The 18,272-nt window shown below is 66.2% G+C and carries 14 protein-coding genes; 3 read left to right on the top strand and 11 right to left on the bottom strand.

The window, feature by feature from the left end; translation table 11 throughout:
* Nucleotides 1-184: 184 nt before the first annotated feature.
* From HWX55_RS00905 to HWX55_RS00860, 10 genes are all read right to left on the bottom strand, one after another.
* Nucleotides 185-1,048 (bottom strand): glycine betaine ABC transporter substrate-binding protein, encoded by an 864-nt coding sequence (locus HWX55_RS00905; protein ID WP_124594758.1) that lies wholly within the window; start codon nt 1,046-1,048, stop codon nt 185-187.
* 134 nt (nt 1,049-1,182) lie between these two features.
* Nucleotides 1,183-2,331: a hybrid-cluster NAD(P)-dependent oxidoreductase gene (locus HWX55_RS00900; protein ID WP_175973218.1), complete on the bottom strand. Its 1,149-nt coding sequence runs from the start codon at nt 2,329-2,331 to the stop codon at nt 1,183-1,185.
* A 30-nt stretch (nt 2,332-2,361) separates the two neighbouring features.
* A complete protein-coding gene (locus tag HWX55_RS00895; protein ID WP_050012300.1) occupies nt 2,362-3,603 on the bottom strand; it encodes an aromatic ring-hydroxylating dioxygenase subunit alpha in 1,242 nt (413 codons plus the stop codon).
* A 53-nt stretch (nt 3,604-3,656) separates the two neighbouring features.
* Nucleotides 3,657-4,442: a drug:proton antiporter gene (locus tag HWX55_RS00890; RefSeq protein WP_089489634.1), complete on the bottom strand. Its 786-nt coding sequence runs from the start codon at nt 4,440-4,442 to the stop codon at nt 3,657-3,659.
* On the bottom strand, nt 4,439-5,608 hold the full coding sequence (locus HWX55_RS00885; protein ID WP_175973216.1) for an electron transfer flavoprotein subunit alpha/FixB family protein: 1,170 nt from the start codon (nt 5,606-5,608) through the stop codon (nt 4,439-4,441). Before HWX55_RS00885 ends, HWX55_RS00890 begins: the two co-directional genes overlap by 4 nt.
* A 4-nt stretch (nt 5,609-5,612) precedes the next feature.
* Nucleotides 5,613-7,538 (bottom strand): (Fe-S)-binding protein, encoded by a 1,926-nt coding sequence (locus tag HWX55_RS00880; protein ID WP_175973214.1) that lies wholly within the window; start codon nt 7,536-7,538, stop codon nt 5,613-5,615.
* 3 nt (nt 7,539-7,541) lie between these two features.
* On the bottom strand, nt 7,542-9,605 hold the full coding sequence (locus HWX55_RS00875; protein WP_006488987.1) for an NADH:flavin oxidoreductase: 2,064 nt from the start codon (nt 9,603-9,605) through the stop codon (nt 7,542-7,544).
* A gap of 76 nt (nt 9,606-9,681) precedes the next feature.
* Complete coding sequence (locus HWX55_RS00870; RefSeq protein ID WP_175973211.1) at nt 9,682-10,215, bottom strand: DUF5943 domain-containing protein; 534 nt, start codon at nt 10,213-10,215, stop codon at nt 9,682-9,684.
* A gap of 138 nt (nt 10,216-10,353) precedes the next feature.
* On the bottom strand, nt 10,354-11,325 hold the full coding sequence (locus tag HWX55_RS00865; protein ID WP_050012295.1) for a dipeptidase: 972 nt from the start codon (nt 11,323-11,325) through the stop codon (nt 10,354-10,356).
* 42 nt (nt 11,326-11,367) lie between these two features.
* Nucleotides 11,368-12,642, bottom strand: a complete 1,275-nt coding sequence (locus tag HWX55_RS00860) for a serine hydroxymethyltransferase (protein ID WP_089436937.1) — start codon at nt 12,640-12,642, stop codon at nt 11,368-11,370.
* A gap of 355 nt (nt 12,643-12,997) precedes the next feature.
* Between HWX55_RS00860 and HWX55_RS00855 the strand changes: the two genes are divergently transcribed.
* Complete coding sequence (locus HWX55_RS00855; RefSeq protein WP_175973209.1) at nt 12,998-14,113, top strand: GlxA family transcriptional regulator; 1,116 nt, start codon at nt 12,998-13,000, stop codon at nt 14,111-14,113.
* Nucleotides 14,114-14,169: 56 nt separating this feature from the next.
* On the opposite strand, the gene HWX55_RS00850 is transcribed toward HWX55_RS00855, so the two are convergent.
* Nucleotides 14,170-15,579: a discoidin domain-containing protein gene (locus HWX55_RS00850; RefSeq protein WP_175973207.1), complete on the bottom strand. Its 1,410-nt coding sequence runs from the start codon at nt 15,577-15,579 to the stop codon at nt 14,170-14,172.
* 266 nt (nt 15,580-15,845) lie between these two features.
* Between HWX55_RS00850 and HWX55_RS00845 the strand changes: the two genes are divergently transcribed.
* Together HWX55_RS00845 and HWX55_RS00840 are read left to right on the top strand one after the other, a co-directional pair.
* Entirely contained in the window at nt 15,846-17,282 is a 1,437-nt protein-coding gene (locus tag HWX55_RS00845) for a PLP-dependent aminotransferase family protein (protein ID WP_175973205.1), read from the top strand.
* A gap of 188 nt (nt 17,283-17,470) precedes the next feature.
* Nucleotides 17,471-18,229: a hypothetical protein gene (locus tag HWX55_RS00840; RefSeq protein ID WP_175973203.1), complete on the top strand. Its 759-nt coding sequence runs from the start codon at nt 17,471-17,473 to the stop codon at nt 18,227-18,229.
* Nucleotides 18,230-18,272 lie beyond the last annotated feature (43 nt).

Genomic DNA, 18,272 nt, shown 5'->3' with positions numbered 1-18,272 from the left:
CTCTGGTCCGATGCAAAGCAGATGATTCCGCACAAGGGCCGTAGTGTAACAATTTACGGGCTTTTTTGCAGAATCAGCAAAATAAAACCGGGATATGGCCGCATTGCATCCTGATTATTTCGGATTCCTGCATGCCATTCCCGGCGTGTTTTTATGATGATTCGTACGACGTATTTCGAGGGGCTTACTGCGCGCCTTCCGTCCACGAATTCACGCGGTCGGCATGCGCTGCAATCCACGCATCCGCAGCGGCTTCCGGCTTCGAGCCGTTCTGGATCGCCAGCATCACGCTGTCGATTTCACCCGGCTTCCACTGGAATTTCTTCAGGAACGCGACGACCGGCTTCGCCTTGGTTTCGAGGCCCGGATTCACGACGCTGTCGACGTGTTCGGCGCCGCCGAACACCTTCTTCGGATCCTCGAGGAAGCGCAGCTTCCACTTCGCGAACATCCAGTGCGGCGCCCAGCCGGTCACGATGACCGGCTTGTTCGCGCCGACCGAACGCGACAACTCGGCCGTCATCGCGCTGCCCGAGCTCGGCATCAGCGTGTAGCTCAGCCCGTAGTTCTTGATCGCTTCGTCGGTCTTGCGCATCACGCCCGCACCCGCATCGATGCCGACGATGCGGCCGCCGAAGCTGGCCTTCTCCGCATTCAGGTCGTCGATGCTCTTCGCCTTCACGTAATCCGGGACGATCAGGCCGATCTTCGCGTCGGGGAAGTTCGCGCCGACGTCGACGACCTTGCTCTTGTATTCGCTCCAGTACGAACCGTGCGTGACCGGCAGCCACGCGGACAGCGTCGCATCGAGATCGCCGCGCGCGACGCCCTGCCACATGATCCCGGCAGCGACCGGCACGAGCTTCACCTCATAGCCGAGCTTCTTCTCGATCACGCGGGCCGCGACGTTCGACGTCGCGACGCTGTCGTCCCAGCCTTCGACGTAGCCGATTTTCAGCGTCGGCTTCGTATCGGCGAGCGCCGATGCGCTCAATGCCACCATCGCCGACAGGGTGCCGGTCCAAAACAGTTTTCCGAACAATTTCATGGTCGATCTCCTTGGTCTGCGCACCGTGCGCGTTGTCTCTCTAGGTTCTTCAACCACAAATCCGCGGTATCGTTGTTTTCCGACAGATGCTTGTCCGGACGCGACGCGCCCGGACAGCCGATGACGCGTTTCGACTACTTGTCGATCACGAGATCCGACAGCGGCTTGCTGCAGCACAGCAGCACCATTCCCTGATCGATCTCGCGCTGGCGGATACCGCCGTTGTGTTTCATCTCGACCTGCCCCGACACGAGCTTCACCTTGCAGGTGCCGCACATGCCCTGCGTGCACGATGCGGGCAGCCGCACGCCCGACTGGCGCGCCGCGTCGAGCACGTGCTGCTCCGAGCCGCACGAAATCTCGCGGTTGCTCTTCGCGAAGCTGACCGTGTACTGCTTCGTCGCGGCGTCGCCGCCTTCCGCCGGCGGCACGAGTTCGGCGAGCACTTCATCGCTCGCGGTCTGCGCGAGCGTTTCGAACGAGAAGCTTTCCTCGTGATACTGCTTGCGATCGAAACCGGCTTCGTCGAGCAGGTCGCGCACGGCCTTCATGTACGGCGCGGGGCCGCACGTGAAGATCTCGCGTTCCATGAAATCCGGCGCGATCAGCTTCAGCAGCGGCAGCGTCAGGAAGCCCGTGACGCCCGGCCAGTTGGTGCGTGCGCCGACGCGCTCGACGACGAACGACGTGCGGAAATTCGTGTGGTTCGACGCGATCAGGTCGAGCTCGCGCGCGAAGATGATGTCGTCCGGCGTGCGCGCGCTGTGCACGAACAGGATGTCGCGATCTTCCGCGAGATCATGGTGCGCGCGGCTCATCGACATCAGCGGCGTGATGCCCGAGCCGGCCGACAGGAACAGGTACTTGCGCGCCGGATGCCGCGCGCACGTGAATTCGCCGGCCGGGCCGAGCACGCGCACCGGTGCGCCCGGCTGCAAGTTGTCGTGCAGCCAGTTCGACACCTTGCCGCCCGGCACGCGCTTCACCGTGATCGAGATCGTGTGCGGCCGCGCCGGCGACGACGAAATCGTGTAGCAGCGATTGATCGTCTCGCCGTCGATGTCGAGCTCGAGCGTGATGAACTGCCCGGGCTCGAACGAGAACGTGCGGCCCTGCGGTGAACGGAAGAAGAAGCTCTTCACGTCGTGGGTTTCCTGCCGCACGTGGCAGCACACCAGCGTTTCCTCGACGTCGCTCGTCCAGCGCTCGGGCAGCGCGTTCCAGAAGGCCGGGTGCGTCACCCGGCTGTCCGCCGGCTCGAAATTGGCCGCATCTCGCATCATTTCTAACTCCGCTTGCTGTTCCGCTGACGACTACGCGCCGGTTTTTTCGGCGAGCCGGCCGATGTACCAGGCCGAGAATTTTTCGACGAGACCTTCCGTGTACGGCGAATACGGGCCCGGCTCGTACGCGCTGCTGGTCGCGCCGCGCTGCGAGAATTCGACGAGCGCGCGATCCTGGTCGTTGGTCGCGTTCCACACGGCCGTCAAGTTCTTCACGTCGTAGTCGATGCCTTCCTTCGCGTCCTTGTGCACGAGCCACTTCGTGCGCACGAGCGTCTTGCCGGCCGACAGCGGGATCACCGAGAACGTCACGATGTGATCGCTCATGAAGTGGTGCCACGAGTTCGGCTGGGTCCAGAACGACAGCCCGCCGAGGTCGGCCTTGTCGAAGCCGCCGAGCAGCTTCTTCGACGCGATCTTCGCGTCGAGCGTCTGCGATTCGCCGTGACGGTCGAGCGGCAGGCGCTGCGTGCGGAAACCCGTCACGTCGAGCAGCTTTTCGATTTCGGCGGACGGCAGGCCCATCTCGGCCCACTCCTTGCCGCGCCGCACGCACGTTTCAGCGAATGCGTCCATGCCTTCGGCGTTCGCGTCGGAGCGCTGGTAGCCGAAGCCGTATTCGTACAGCGAGATCGTCAGCTCCGGATGGTTCGCGACGCAGTGATAGCACTCGCGGTTGTTCTCCATCGTGAGCTTCCAGTTGCCTTCCTCGATGATGTCGATCTGCGCGGCGATCTTCGTGCTCGGCAGATCGTGCGGCAGCAGGTACGGCTCCATCTCCGCGCGCATCTGCGCGAAATCGACCGGCGGCTCGTCGGCGAGGCAGATGAAGATCAGGCCCGCGAGGTTCTCGACATGCACCGACTTCAGGCTGTGCTTGCAACGGTCGAACTTCTCGCCCATGTGCTCGGCGAACATCAGCTGGCCCGTCAGGTTGTACGTCCAGCTGTGGTACGGGCACACGATGTTGCCGACCGAGCCCTTGTCTTCGTTGCACAGGCGCGCGCCGCGGTGACGGCACACGTTGTGGAACGCGCGGATCGCCATGTCGTCGTCGCGCACGATCAGGATCGAATCGCTGCCCAGCTCCACGGTCACGTAATCGCCCGGCTCGGGAATGTCCGGTTCGATCGCCACCTGGATCCAGTGCTGGCGGAAAATCGCCTCCATGTCGAGCGCGAAGATGTCCTCGCTCGTGTAGAACGGCGCCTCGAGGCTGTGGCCTTCCTTGCGGCGTTCGATCAGTGCACGAATGTCTGCCGATACTTTCATCGTTTGCTCCGGATTCCTTGCATCCCTGGGTTGCTTGCCGACAGGCATCAAAATCAGTAGTCGATGAGCTGATGCTCGCGCAAATACGCGAGGATCACTTGTGCTTTTTCGACCGAACTCCCTTCATTTACGACGTTGCCGCCACGGCTTTCGGTCGTCGTCGCGGACAGCATCCGGGCATGCCCGGAGCGCTTCTCGGCGGCGACCAGTTTTACGGGTTTACGCTCGATCGGGCCGACCGTCCACGCGGCCGCATCGGCGTCCGCGCCGCTCGCCGCGAGCGCCGGCCGGATCGCGCCCGCGCGCAGCCGCGCATACGCATAGCGCGGCTCGACACCCGCGAGCGGGTGCACGGCGACAACGGCCGGCAGCGCCGCGTCGACCCGCCGTCGCAGCCCTTTCGGCAAAAATTGCCGGACCGCCGCGCGGCCGCCTTCGACCGTCACGTCGACGGCCGAGCCGACGAGCGGATAACCCAGCGCCGCGGCGACGCGGTACGGCAGCATCCCGGTGTCGTACGCGCCCTCGGCGCGCGTGCCGGTCAGCACGAGGTCGTAGCCTTCGACGCGCGCGGCGAGCGCGTGCACGGCATCGTCGCCGTCGCGGCAGGCCAGCACCTCGACCTCCCGCGCGCCGAGCGCGAGATACTCAGCCAGCGCCGCGTTCGCGGGGTCGCCCGCGTGGATCACGTCGAGCGTCGCGCGATGCTTCTCGGCGAGCTGGCGGCCGGTTTCGAGCGCGGCCGCATCGTTGCGGCTGTAGCGCGCGATGCCGCTGACCGGATGCCGGCCGACGGACACGAGCACCGCGATGCGTTGCAATGAGCGGGGGGCGTTCATGCGGCGACTCCTTCGGGTTCACGGGTGCCGACCGCGGCCGGCGATTCGCCGCGCGCGGCACGCGCGGCCTGGACCTGTTCGATCAGCGCGGCGATCGTCGCCTGCGCGTCGCCAACCACCGTCAGATTCGCGCGCTTCGCGATCGGCGCGCTGCCGTCGAGGTTCACCGCGATCACGTGGCGGCAGTCCTTGATCCCCTGCAAATGCTGCACCGCGCCCGAGATGCCGAACGCGATGTACACGCTCGCCTCGACCGTCTTGCCGGTCGCGCCGACCTGCTTGTCGCGCGTGAAGTGGCCGTTGTCGACCGCGACGCGACTCGCGCCGATCGCCGCGCCGAACACGCCGGCCAGCCGCTCGAACGCGCCGATGTCGGACACGCCGTTGCCGGCCGACACGATGAAATCGGCTTCCTCGAGCGCGACCTGGGCCGCGTCGATTTCGTCGAGACCGAGATCGCGGTACGGCTGCGCGGCGTCATGCGCCGGGCGGATGAAATCGGACGCCACGCGCTCGCCCGCGCCGACGAACGGCAGCTTCGCGTCCACCGCGTTCTGCGCGAGCAGGATCACGTCGGGCAGCGCGCGGGTCGCGAACGCTCGCCCGGCCTGCGCATACGCGCCCACATGCTTCGCGTCGATCTCGACGACGTGCGTCGCGACGCTCGCGCCGGCGGCCGCCGCGTAACGCCGGCCGAGATCGCCGTCGCCCGTCGCGTTGTCGGGCACGAACACGTGTTTCGGGGCGAGCGCGGCAACACACGCCTGCAATGCTTGCAGTTCGCTTTCGGGATCGAACGCGCGGCGGTCGAAGCCGGTCAGCTCGAGCAGCTTGTCGACGCCGAGTTCGGCCACGTCGTCCTTCAATTCGCCGAACGCGAGCAGCGCGACTTCCGTCTGCGCGTCGGCGAGCACCGCGGCGGCGGCGATCGCCTGCCGCGAATGGTCGTCGAGCGCGCCGCGTTCGCTGTGGGCGACCACCAGCATCACGTGCTTCGGGTCCTGCAGCGCGCGGCGCGGCTTCGCGGCCGCTGCGCCATGACCGTGCGCGGACCACTGCGCGGCGTTCGCATCGGCGCTGCCTTCCTCGCCGAGCGTGATGCGCTTCAGGCCGGCGGCCGTGATGATGAACGGCCGGCGCGGATCGATTCGTTTGATCGTATTCATCGATTCACTCCAGCGAGGCGGCGACGAGTTCGGCGACGTCGAGCACGTCGGGGCGCGGGCCCACGACGCCTTCGAGCATGGCCGTGCAGTTCGGGCACGCAACCGCGACCACGTCCGCGCCGATCGTGCGCGCGTCGGCGATGCGGATGTCCGGGATGCGCTGCTTGCCGGGGATGTCGGTCAGCGGCGCACCGCCGCCACCGCCGCAGCAGCGGCCGCGCATGCCGTTGCGCTCCATCTCGACGACCTGGATGCCGATCGTCTTCAACAGCTTGCGCGGCGCTTCGATCTCGCCGTTGTAGCGGCCGAGGTAGCACGGATCGTGATAGGTCGTGCGCTTCTCCTGCAGCGCCTCGACCGCCTTCGGCGCGATCTTGCCGCTGTCGGCCAGTTCGGCCAGATAGGTCGTGTGATGCTTGACCGTCACGCGCAGCCCCAGCGCGCGGTATTCGTTGCGCAGGCTGTGCATCACGTGCGGGTCGGCCGTCACGATCTGCTTGTACGACAGCGTGCCGAGCGTGCCGATCAGACGCTTCGCCATCTGCTGGAACGTCGCTTCGTCGCCGAGCCGGCGGGCAACGTCGCCCGTGTCCGTTTCGGTCGGGCCGAGCACCGCGTAGTCGACGCCCGCCTTGTTCAGCACCTTCACGAACGCACGCAGCGTGCGCTGGTAGCGCATGTCGAATGCGCCTTCGCCCGCGACGAACAGCACGTCGACCGGCTTGCCGGGTTGCGCGACCGGCGCACTCAGGTCGACTGACCAGTCGTAGCGCGCGGCCGTGTCGTAGCCGCCCATCGTGCCGGTCTCGCGCAGGTTCGCGAGCACTTCCTGGCCCTTGCCCGGCACCGTGCCGTGCACGAGCGTGCGGTTGCGGCGCATGTCGACGATCGCGTCGACGTGTTCGATCAGCATCGGGCATTCCTGCACGCACGCGCGGCAGGTCGTGCACGACCACAGCGTCTGTTCCTCGATCAGGCCCGACACGATCGGGCCGTTCGGCTCGCCGCGATGCTGGCCGACCGGGATGCCCGGCGACGGGCTGCCCGCGTACGCCGAATCGGTGCCGCCGGCCATCCCGACGACGAGATCCTGGATCAGCTTCTTCGGGTTCAGCGGCTGGCCCGACGCGAACGCGGGGCACGCGGCTTCGCACTTGCCGCACTGCACGCACGCATCGAAGCTCAGCAGCTGGTTCCAGCGGAATTCGACCGGCTTCGCGACGCCGTACTCCTGATGCTCGATGTCCGGCAGCTTCAGCGCGGTCGGCGGCGTGGCCGTGCCGTTGCCGGTGAACGATTCGCGCGTGGCCGCGAAACGCTCCTGGCGCGGGTGGAACGCGAGGTGCAGCAGGCCGGCGATCGCATGCTTCATCGGGCCGCCCTTCGCGGCGCCGACCGTCATCGTGAACGCACCGACGCCGATCAGCAGCGCGCAGAGCACCGCGAACGCACCCGACATCGCGCCGGTTGGCACCAGCATGAACAGCACGAGGCCGAGCGCGAACGAACCGAGCAGCCAGGGCAGCGTATTCCACGGGCCGCGCGACAGGCGCGCCGGCACGTCCTTCGCCGCGCGTCGGCGCCACACGAACACCGCGCCGACCAGCATCGCGAGCGCCGCGAGGAAGATCAGCTTGTCGAGCCACGGCGAGTAGATCGCGAGGCCGTAGTTGACGAACACCAGCGCGAGCGCGCCGATCGCACCGCCGGCGGTCGCGACGTGGGTCTTCGCGATGTACGGATCGCGGGCGACCACGTGGTGCAGGTCGACGAAATAACGCTTCGGAATCGCGAACAGGTTCGCGACGCCGAACGAGCCGGGCGCCGTCGCGCGGCCCAGACGCCAGTAGGACGAGCGCTTCGCGACCGCGAACGCGAGCCCCGCCACCGACAGCCACAACAGGGCAGTAATGAGGAAGGACGGGTTCATCTTTTAGAAATCCTTCACGAGACGCAGCGAGTCGTAGATCGCACCGTGGACGTTGTGCATCGAGATGCAGTCGCCGACACGGAACAGCAGGAAACGGCCGTTGCCGAGTTCTTCCGACAGGCACGGCTGCGGCTCGGCCGCGAACAGCGTGTGCGGATCGATCTGGCCGCGGTTCACCGATTCCGGCTTGAGCTTCCAGTACAGCTCGTCGTTCGGCGACGAACCGTTCTCGATCACCACCTGGTCGACCGCGCGCTCTTCCAGTTCTTCCGTGTACTCGTTGCGCAGCACGGCGATCATCTTGCCGTTCTCTTCATAGACGCGATCGAGCATCGTGTTCGGCGTCGGGATCACGCCGAATGCGTACAGGCGCCGGTAGAAGATCGGGAACGTGGTGCCGCCGCAGTCGTCGGCGACCTTCACGTCCGGCGTGACGACCTCGACCTTCGAGCCGCGGCTCGCCATGAAGTCGGCCACGCCGGCGCCCGCATGCGTGCTCACGCCGTCGAACAGCAGCACGTTCTGCTTCGGCTCGACCTTGCCGGTCAGGATGTCCCACGAGCTGACGGCCAGCCCTTCGGCCACGCCCCACGCCGGCACCTGCCACGTGAAGCTCGAACCGCCGGTGGCGAGCACGACGATGTCCGGCTTCTCGGCCATGATCATCTTCTCGTCGGCGGCCACGCCGAGACGCCGGTCGACGCCCAGGCGCTTCGTTTCCATGTCGAACCAGCGGATGATCCCCGACATCTGCTCGCGCTGCGGCGCCTTCGCGGCGATCATCACCTGGCCGCCGACTTCCGCGTTCTTCTCGAACAGCACGACGTCGTGGCCGCGCAGCTTCGCGACACGCGCGGCCTCGAGGCCCGCGGGGCCGGCGCCGACCACCACGACCTTGCGCTTCGGGCCACGCGACTTCTCGATGATGTGCGGCATCGTCGCTTCACGCGACGTCGCCGCGTTCTGGATGCACAGCACGTCGAGGCCGTTGTACTGGCGGTCGATGCAGTAGTTCGCGCCGACGCACTGCTTGATTTCGTCCTCGCGGCCGTCGCGGATCTTGATCACCATGTGCGGATCGGCGATCTGCGCGCGCGTCATGCCGACCAGGTCGATCATGCCGTTCGCGAGCAGGCGCTCGGCCTGGCCCGCATCGCGGATGCTCTGCGCGTGCATCACCGGAATCTTCACGACCGACTTGATGCCGGCCGCGAGGTGCACGAACGGCTCCGGCGGCAACGCCATCGGCGGCATGCAGTTGGCGATCGTGTTGTGCGTATCGCCACCCGAGCCGACCACGCTCAGATAGTCGATCAGGCCCGTCTCCGACATCGCCTGCGCGATTTCCTTCAGCGCTTCGTGATCGAGGCCGTCCTCGTGGAATTCGTCGCCGCACATGCGCAGGCCGACGCAGAAGTCCTTGCCGACCGCCTCGCGCACGGCCGTCAGCACTTCGATGCCGAAGCGCAGGCGGTTTTCGAGGCTGCCGCCCCATTCGTCGGTGCGGTGGTTCGAACGCTTGCTCCAGAACTGGTCGATCAGGTGCTGGTGCGCGGCGGAGATTTCGATGCCGTCCATGCCGGCCGCCTTCACGCGCTTCGCGGCCGCCGCGAAATCGCCGATGATGCGGCGGATTTCCTCGATCTCGATGATCTTCGCGTTGCCGCGGTGCACGGGTTCGCGTACGCCCGACGGCGACATCAGGTGCGGCCAGTGCTCGCCGTGGAACGACGAGCGGCGGCCCATGTGCGTCGCCTGGATCATGATCTTCGCGCCGTGCTTGTGCATCGTGTCGGCCAGGCGCGTGAGCGGATCGATGATCTTGTCGGTCGACAGGTTCACCGATTTCCACCAGCCTTGCGGGCTGTCGATCGATACCGGGCTCGACCCGCCGCAGATGGCCAGGCCGACGCCCCCCTTCGCCTTTTCTTCGTAGTAGCGGATATAGCGGTCGCCCGGCAGGCCGCCCGGCTCGGCATACACCTCCGCGTGCGCGGTGCTGACGATCCGGTTGCGCAGCGTCAGCTGGTTCAGCTGCATGGGTTTGAACAGGTGGGGATAACGCATCGCTGGCGACCTCTGGCGTTCGAATGTCTCGTGTTGCGGGTGTTGTTCTGCTTCAGTGAATCAATGCGTCAGTGCATCAGTGCGCGATCGGCGACACTTCGAAGATGCAGTGGTCGTGATGCTCGGCCGCACATTGCACTTCCTTCGAGTACGCGCGCGGCGCGCCCTTGCCTTCCGGCGTCGTGTCGTTGACCCAGTCCATCGCACCCGCGAACCAGCCCGCGAACATGTAGCAGAGCTTGCCTTCCTTGCCCGGCTGCTGGAGCACGAACGACGAGTGGCGCAGTTCGATCTTCGCGCGGGCGCTCGCCGGGTCGGCCTCGATGATCGAGAACAGGCCCCAGCCGCGCTGCGACAGGCGCTTCAGGTAGTGCTCGAACACGGCCATGCCGGTCAGGCCGTGCAGCTTGGCTTCCTTGTCGCACCAGTGGTAGGCGGATTTGTAGCCGGCCTTGTAGAGGATCTCGGCATACGCTTCGACGCCGAGCGCTTCCTCGACGGCGACGTGGTTGTTCGTGAAGAAGTGGCGCGGCACGTACAGCATCGGCAGCGCGTCGGTGGTCCAGACGCCGGTATCGGGATCGACGTTGATCGGCAGTTGCGGTTGCATCGTGGTGACTCCGTGAGGAAAGTGGCCGCGCGGCTCAGTGCGCAGGCGCGACATCGTCCGCGTGCCCGCGCGGCAAGCGCTGGCACGTCCCGATTTTTTTATGTTGAAACGACGGGTGCGGTTCGGCTCGGCGGGCGCTTACGCGCCCCACACGTCCTTGAACACGCGCACCCAGTTCTCGCCCATGATCTTGCGGATCCGCGACTCCTTCCAGCCGTGGCGTTCCATCGCCGCGGTCAGGTTCGGGAATTCGCCGATCGTGCGGATGCCGTCCGGGTTGATCACCTTGCCGAAGTTCGTCAGCTGGCGATAACGGCCCTTGTCGTGCGTCAGCATGTCGAAGAATTCCTTCGCGAAATCCTGCGTGAAGTCCGTGCCGATGCCGACCGCGTCTTCGCCGATCAGGTTCACGACGTAGTCAATCGCCTCGATGTAGTCGTCGATGTTCGCCTCGATGCCGCGCTTCAGGAACGGCGCGAACATCGTCACGCCGACGAAGCCGCCCGCATCGGCGATTTCCTTCAGCTGCGCGTCGCTCTTGTTGCGCGGATGTTCCTTCAGGCCCGACGGCAGGCAGTGCGAATAGCACACCGGCTTCTTCGAGAACGCGATCGCTTCCGACGACGTGTTGCCGCCCACGTGCGACAGGTCGACCATGATGCCGACGCGGTTCATCTCGGTGATCACTTCGCGGCCGAAGTCCGACAGGCCGCCGTCGCGTTCGTAGCAGCCGGTGCCGACCAGGTTCTGCGTGTTGTAGCAAAGCTGCACGACGCGCACGCCCATGTCGGCGAACGCCTCGATGTAGCCGAGGTTGTCCTCGAACGCATGCGCGTTCTGGAAGCCGAGGATGATCCCTGTCTTGCCTTCCTGCTTCGCGCGGAAGATGTCGTCCGTCGTGCGCACGAGCGTCAGCAGCTCGCCGTTGTCGCGGATCTTCTTCTTCATCACGCCGATGTTGTCGACGGTCTTCGTGAAGTTCTCCCACACCGACACCGTGCAGTTCGCGGCCGTGATGCCGCCCTTGCGCATGTCCTCGAACACCGGCTTCTCGAACTTCGAGATGTTCAGTCCGTCGATGATGATGCTGTCCTGATGCAGCGTGCTCATATCTGCTCTCGCTCGTGTGACTGTTCTTGTGGGGTGGGTCGATCAGTAGATCGGGAAGCGCTCGCAGAGCGCGAAGATCTCGCGGCGCACGCGCTGTTCGGTTGCCGGGTCGCCTTCCGGGTTCGCACGCAGCGCGTCGAACACTTCGAGGATCAGGCGACCGATCTCGCGGAACTCCGCGACGCCGAAGCCGCGCGTCGTGCCGGCCGGCGTGCCGAGGCGAATGCCCGACGTGACCGTCGGCTTCTCGGTGTCGAACGGAATGCCGTTCTTGTTGCAGGTGATGCCAGCGCGTTCCAGCGCCTGCTCGACCGGCGCGCCCTTCAGGCCCTTCGGGCGCAGGTCGACCAGCAGCAGGTGGTTGTCGGTGCCGCCCGTGACGAGATCGACGCCGCCGGCCTTCAGCACTTCGCCGAGCGCCTGCGCGTTCGCGAGCACGCTGTCGATGTAGGTCTTGAAATCCGCATGCAGCACTTCGCCGAACGCGACGGCCTTGCCGGCGATCACGTGCATCAGCGGGCCGCCCTGCAGGCCGGGGAACACGGCCGAGTTGATCTTCTTCGCGATGTCCTCGTCGTTGGTCAGCACGAAGCCGCCGCGCGGGCCGCGCAGCGTCTTGTGCGTGGTCGACGTGACGACGTGCGCGTGCTCGACCGGGTTCGCGTGGCGACCCGCGGCGATCACGCCGGCGATGTGCGCCATGTCGACCATCAGCTTCGCGCCGACGCTGTCGGCGATCGCGCGAAAGCGTGCGAAGTCGAGCGCGCGCGGGTATGCCGAGAAGCCGGCGATGATCAGGTTCGGCTTGTGCTCGTGCGCGAGCGCCTCGACCTGGTCGTAGTCGATGCGCAGCGTGTCGCGGTTCACGCCGTACTGGACCGCGTTGAACCACTTGCCCGACAGCGCCGGCTTCGCGCCGTGCGTCAGGTGGCCGCCCGCGTCGAGCGACATGCCGAGCACCGTGTCGCCCGGCTTGGCGAGCGCGAGCATCACCGAGCCGTTCGCCTGCGCGCCCGAGTGCGGCTGCACGTTCGCATAGCCGGCGTTGAAGATCTGCTTCACGCGTTCGATCGCGAGCGCCTCGACTTCATCGGCGAATTCGCAGCCGCCGTAGTAGCGCTTGCCGGGATAGCCTTCCGCGTACTTGTTGGTCAGTACCGAGCCCTGCGCCTCGAGCACGGCGCGCGACACGATGTTTTCCGACGCGATCAGCTCGACTTGCGACTGCTGACGCTCGAGTTCCTTCAGGATGGCGCTGCGCACCGGCGCGTCGCGCTCGGCAAGGGTCTGCGAGAAGAAAGGCTGAGTGTTCGACATAGTGCGTCCGTGACGAAGAATAAAGGGCTGCAACCGAAGCTCAAGGCCCGCCATCACTGGGTTTCCCGCTCGTCCAGTGCAAGGCTGCCGACGGCTCTATTCTTGTCGTTCGGATTTTCGGCGGATTGATGAATTTAGACGCGTTCTTTGCCTTTTCCGCCATGCGCGTCCGTTTTGTACAAGTGACCGGTCGTGCTTTTCGGGACGAGCGCCCGAAACGGTATCGATGGTTCACCTATGGACACGCACACCGGCAGTGCGTTTGCCGCACGTTCGCGTGCGGCTTCTCCCGGATACGGTGCAGTGCAGCAACGGCCGGATGCCCAGACAACGTATGGAGCTAGGGTTTAGCCGTATGGCACGCTTGTTGCACTCGCTCACACAATACCGCAGCCCGATTCGTGCCCCGGGCCAAAAGCTATTAGAGATTCAAGGAACGCTCCCCATGTCGCCCGACCGCACAGCGTCGCTGTCCCACTTCGCGTTCATGCCTTTACCGAACTTCACGATGATCGCGTTCACCAATGCGATCGAGGTGCTTCGGATGGCGAACTACCTGAGCGGCCAGCCGCTCTACCGCTGGTCGGTGATCAGCCCGGACGGCGGTCCGGTCACGGCGAGCAACGGCCTCACGGTCGACACGGGGCCGGCCGAATGCGTGGGGCAACCGGATATCGTATTCGTGTGCGGCGGCGTCGACGTGCAGCGCGCGACCACGCCCGCCCACCTGTCGACCCTGCGCCGCTTCGCGCGCCTGGGGCTGCCGCTCGGCAGCCTGTGCACGGGCACCTATGCACTCGCGAAGTCGGGGCTGCTCGCGGGCTACGCGTGCGCGATCCACTGGGAGAACATGTCGGCGCTGAAGGAAGAGTTTCCGGACACGCGCTTCCTGAAGGAATTGTTCGTGATCGACCGCGACCGCATCACCTGCACGGGCGGCGTCGCGCCGCTCGACATGATGCTGAACCTGATCGCCGCACGCGTCGGCACCGCGCGCGTCACGCAGATCGCCGAGCAGTTCATCGTCGAACACGTGCGCGACACGAGCGCACAGCAGCGCATGCCGCTCGTCGCCCGCCTCGGCTCGGCGAACAAGTCGCTGTTCGAAGTGATCTCGCTGATGGAGAACAACATCGAGGAGCCGCTGTCGCGCGAGGAGCTCGCGCGGCTCGCGAACATGTCGCAGCGGCAATTGCAGCGCCTCTTCCGCGAGCATCTCGGGATGACGCCGACGCATTACTACCTGACGCTGCGGCTGCGCCGTGCGCGCGAGCTGCTGCTCCAGACCGACATGTCGATCATGCATATCACGATGGCGTGCGGCTTCCAGTCGGCATGCCACTTCAGCAAGAGCTATCGCGATGCGTTCGGCGTCGCGCCGACGCGTGAGCGACGCAAGCAGGTGGCGCCGCTCGCGCAGGGCGCGGTAAGTGCTGGGCCGGCGTTTCCGGCGCGTGTGCTGCATGCGTGAGGCGGGCGGTGCATGAAGCAAAAAAGCGACCTCGAAGGTCGCTTTTTTCCTTGCCCTTACGATCCCCACACCTGCATTTCATAGAGCGAATACCCCCACTGCGTCGCCCGCTTGGTGCCGAGCATCCGCACGTAGCGGCCGCTTCCGTTGAGATTCGGCAGCGTGACGTGGCTATATGAACCGCCGTTGCTCGTCGAGTAGATCGTCGTCCAGTTCGCGTTGTCGTTCGACGTCTGGATCTGGTAGACGAGCGCGCCCGCATCCCAGTACAGATCGATGCTGCTGATGGTCTTCGTCGCGCCGAGATCGACGGAGATCCATTGCGGATCGACGCCAGTGCCTTCCGGCGAATCCCAGCGCGTGCTCGTCGTGTTGCCGTCGAATGCCTTGTCCGGCGTGAGCGATGCGTTGTAGCTTGCCGACGCCGCGGCCGGCCGTCCCTGCGACAGCAGCGTGCGTGCCGCGGCCGCGCCGCCGTAGTAGTTCGCGCCGAGCTTCGCCTTCGTCGCATCGGCATTCACGCCGAACTGCGACAGGCTCCAGCGCTGGCCGGTCGTCACGTCGCCCACATAGAGCTGATAACCACCGGCCGTCGTCGACGAGAAGAACAGGTAGTTCGTACCACTGACGGGCGCCGGATCCGAGTTGTTGCTCATGCAGTCGTTGAGCGCCAGCGCGCTCGGCGTCGAGGCCGGGTCCGCCGTCTTCGCATAGATCTGGTCGGCCCCGCCGCTGTCCTTCCAGCGCGCGTAGTACACCATGCCGTCCGCGCGCACGGTCGGGTAGTACGTCTGCAGCCCGGCCGGACGATCGAACACGGCGGTCGCGCCGGTCGCGATCGTCCGCTTCATCAGCCCCATGTTCGAGCCGGTGCCGGTCGCGTAGTACACGGCGCTCGCGTCCGGCGCGAGGAACGGCATCGAGTATTCGGCGCCGGCCGGCGCGTTCGTCAGGCTCACGACCGACGTGAACACCGGGCCCGCGCTCGTGTACGACAGCGTCGCCTGCTTGACGTCGCCGTTCTGCTTGAACACGAGCGTCTTGCCGTCCGTGCTGAACTTCGGGTCTTCGTTGCGCGTGGCGCCCGTGCTGTTCGTCATGTTGACGGGCGGCGTGCCGGCGCCGAGCTGCAGCATGAACACGTTCCATGCGCCGTTGCGGATGCCCATGAACGCGAGCCACTTGCCGTCGGGGCTGAACACGCCGTTCATCGGATCGGTGATGCCCCACGCGCTCTTGCTGAGTTGCGTCAGCGTATGGGCCGAGAAATCGTAGAGGAACAACTGGCTCGTGCCGTCGCCGTACTTGACGTAGCTGTGATAGACGAGCTTGCCGGTCAGCGCGGCGGGGAACGTCGCGTTCGGCTGGGCGGCCGGATTGTTGACGCAGGCTGCGGCGGCCACGCCGCTGAACAGATTGAGGGCGATGCCGGCCGCGAGGCCCGCGACGAGGGTCTTCAATGTCACGCTGGATACTTCCGGGTAAGGTACGGACGCCGCAGAAAAGGACTCGCGCGACACGCGCGGGCGTCACGGATTCGCGGTCGGGCAGCGTGAATTCCGTATCGGTCGGACAGCGGGAACAAAGCTTGCGAGAGGATGCCCGTTTGTCAAACGAAAGAACAGGATCAGAGCGCCGATAAAACATACGGATCAGCGATGTGGGGCGCGCTTGCACGTGACGGCTGCCGTACTACTCTTTGTCATCGAGGTCGATGGCCGGGAGGACGCGCATGAAGCGCTATGCGGTGCTGGCACAGACGATCGCCGACGCGATCCGGCGCGGCGATCTGGCGCCCGGCGCGCGCATCCCCACCGTGCGGGCGGCATGCCGCGCGCATCGCGTGAGTCCTTCCACGGTGTTTCGTGCGTACTACGCGCTCGAAAGCGAGGGCCTGATCGTCGCGCGGGCGCGCTCCGGCTATTTCGTTGCGAACGTCGCGGACAAGCACGTGCGGTTCGCGCGCGATCCGCCGCGCAAGCCGGGCGCCGCGCAAAACGAAGCCGCGCAACCCGGCGACGACGATGCGCTGTTCCGTCTGCTCGACTCGCTCAAATGCGACGACATCGTGCCGCTCGGCTCGGCATTCGCGAGCTATTCGCTGTTCCCGATGAGCAGCCTGTGGCGCCAGGTCGCGTCGGCCGCGCGCCACATGGACCGCACGAAACTGCTCGAAGGCTTGCCGCCCGGCAACGAAGCGCTGCGCCGTCAGATCGCGTTGCGCTACCTGAACGCGGGCGCGTCGCTGCCGCTCGAGGAAATCGTCATCACGACGGGCGCGACCGAAGCGCTGACGCTCAGCCTGCAGGCGCTGACGCGCCCGGGCGACATCGTCGCGATCGAACGGCCGGCCTTCCACGCGGTGCTGCAGGCCGTTCAGAGCCTGCATCTGAAGGCCGTCGAGATTCCGGTCGACCCGCGCACGGGCCTCGATCTCGATGCGCTCGCCGAGGCGCTCGACACGCATCCGGTGCGCGCGTGCTGGTTCATGACGTCGTTCCACAACCCGACCGGCGCGACGCTGACCGACGAGCGCAAGCGCGCGCTGATCGACTTGCTCGCATCGCGCGGCGTGCCGCTGATCGAGGACGACGTGTATGGCGAACTGCAGTTCGGCACGGCGCCCACGCGCCCCGCGAAACTGTATGACGACAGCGGGCTCGTCCTGCATTGCGGATCGTTCTCGAAATGCCTCGCGCCCGGATTCCGGATCGGCTGGGTCGCAGCCGGCCGCTTCGTCCGGCAGATCCGCGCGGCCAAAGGCGCGAGCGCGCCGGCCGCCGACGTACCCGCGCAGATGGCGATTTCGAGCTACCTGCGCGACGGCGCATACGACCGCTTCCTGCGCAAGCTGCGCCGCAATCTCGCCGCGCACCAGGCGCAGATGCTCTCCGCCGTGCGCGCGTATTTTCCGACGGATACCGAAGTATTCGCGCCGCGCGGCGGGTATTTCCTGTGGATCGAGCTGCCGCCGCACATGGATGCGATGCACCTGTTCGGCGAGGCGATGGAGAACGGTGTGAGCATTGCACCCGGACCGATCTTCTCCACGACCGGCGGTTTCCGCCGCTATTTGCGACTCAATTACGGGCGGCCGTGGACACCGGCGGTCGAGCGCGCGCTGGAGACGCTCGGCACGCTCGCGGCCCGACAGCGGCACGGCGGCTAGGACGAAACGTGCGGAGCGGAATGCGCGACATGCGCCTTGCGTTTCGCGCGCGAACGACCAAGAATGAAGCAGCAGGCAGACGTGGACGAACGGGTTCCACCCGTCCGATGTTATGGAGAATCCCATGAGCACCGCATGCGAACGACCGCCGATCTCTAGCCCGACGATCGCGCACGCCTGTCGCTGACATGCGCGTCTTGCCTAGCCGCAGCGTCCGCGCGCGCGATGCCTGGCGTGCCGTGCTGAATGCGCGCGCCGAATCGCGGCACGCGACGTGCTGCCGCTGCCGCGAATGCGGCTTCGTGGCGTTCCGTGCGCTCGAGCACTGCCCCGTCTGCGGTCAATGGAACGGGCCGTTCGAACCGATCCGCCACACGCCGGCCGACGCGCATGCCACACATGCGCCGCGGTCATTCCATACGTGGTCATCGCGCGTCGCACGCGCGCTGCGCAACGCGGCTTTCCAGCGGCCGCGCGCGTCGAGCGCGCCGATCCTGAGCATCCTTACGCTCGTGCTGCTGGTCGGCGGCTACGTGGCGGTCGACCAGACCTGCAAGGCCGATCCCGTTTGTCGCGGATCCGGTGCGCCGGCCGCCGTCGCGACCGAAGCCATGCTGCCCGCGTCGAACGATCCGTTGCTGCCGGTCGTGCCGGCACCCGTCTACCCGTTTCATTCGCCCGACGAAACGCAAGTGGCGGCCAGTCCGCCACCAGGCGCCCCACTCGCAGCCAAACCTGCTCGCAAGATGGCGGTTGCACAAGCTGCGCCATCGTTGCGTACGCCTGACCGGACGCGCGCCGGTGCGGTCCGCGTGGCCGACTGGAAAGGCAGCCGCGACACCGCCCATCGCACGCGCGCGATCCGCCGCGTCAGCGTGCACACCGGGCGCACACGTCGCGCCGCGGCCAGCAACGCCGAACTCGCGAAGCTCTATCGCGGCCACTGAGCATGACCCGGGCTCGGGCTCAGCGGTCGTCGCGTTGCACTGC

Origin of the sequence: Burkholderia sp. BCC1047 (assembly GCF_902833155.1) — a bacterium.
Lineage (GTDB): Bacteria > Pseudomonadota > Gammaproteobacteria > Burkholderiales > Burkholderiaceae > Burkholderia > Burkholderia sola.
This window is presented reverse-complemented; position numbering and strand designations above follow the sequence as displayed.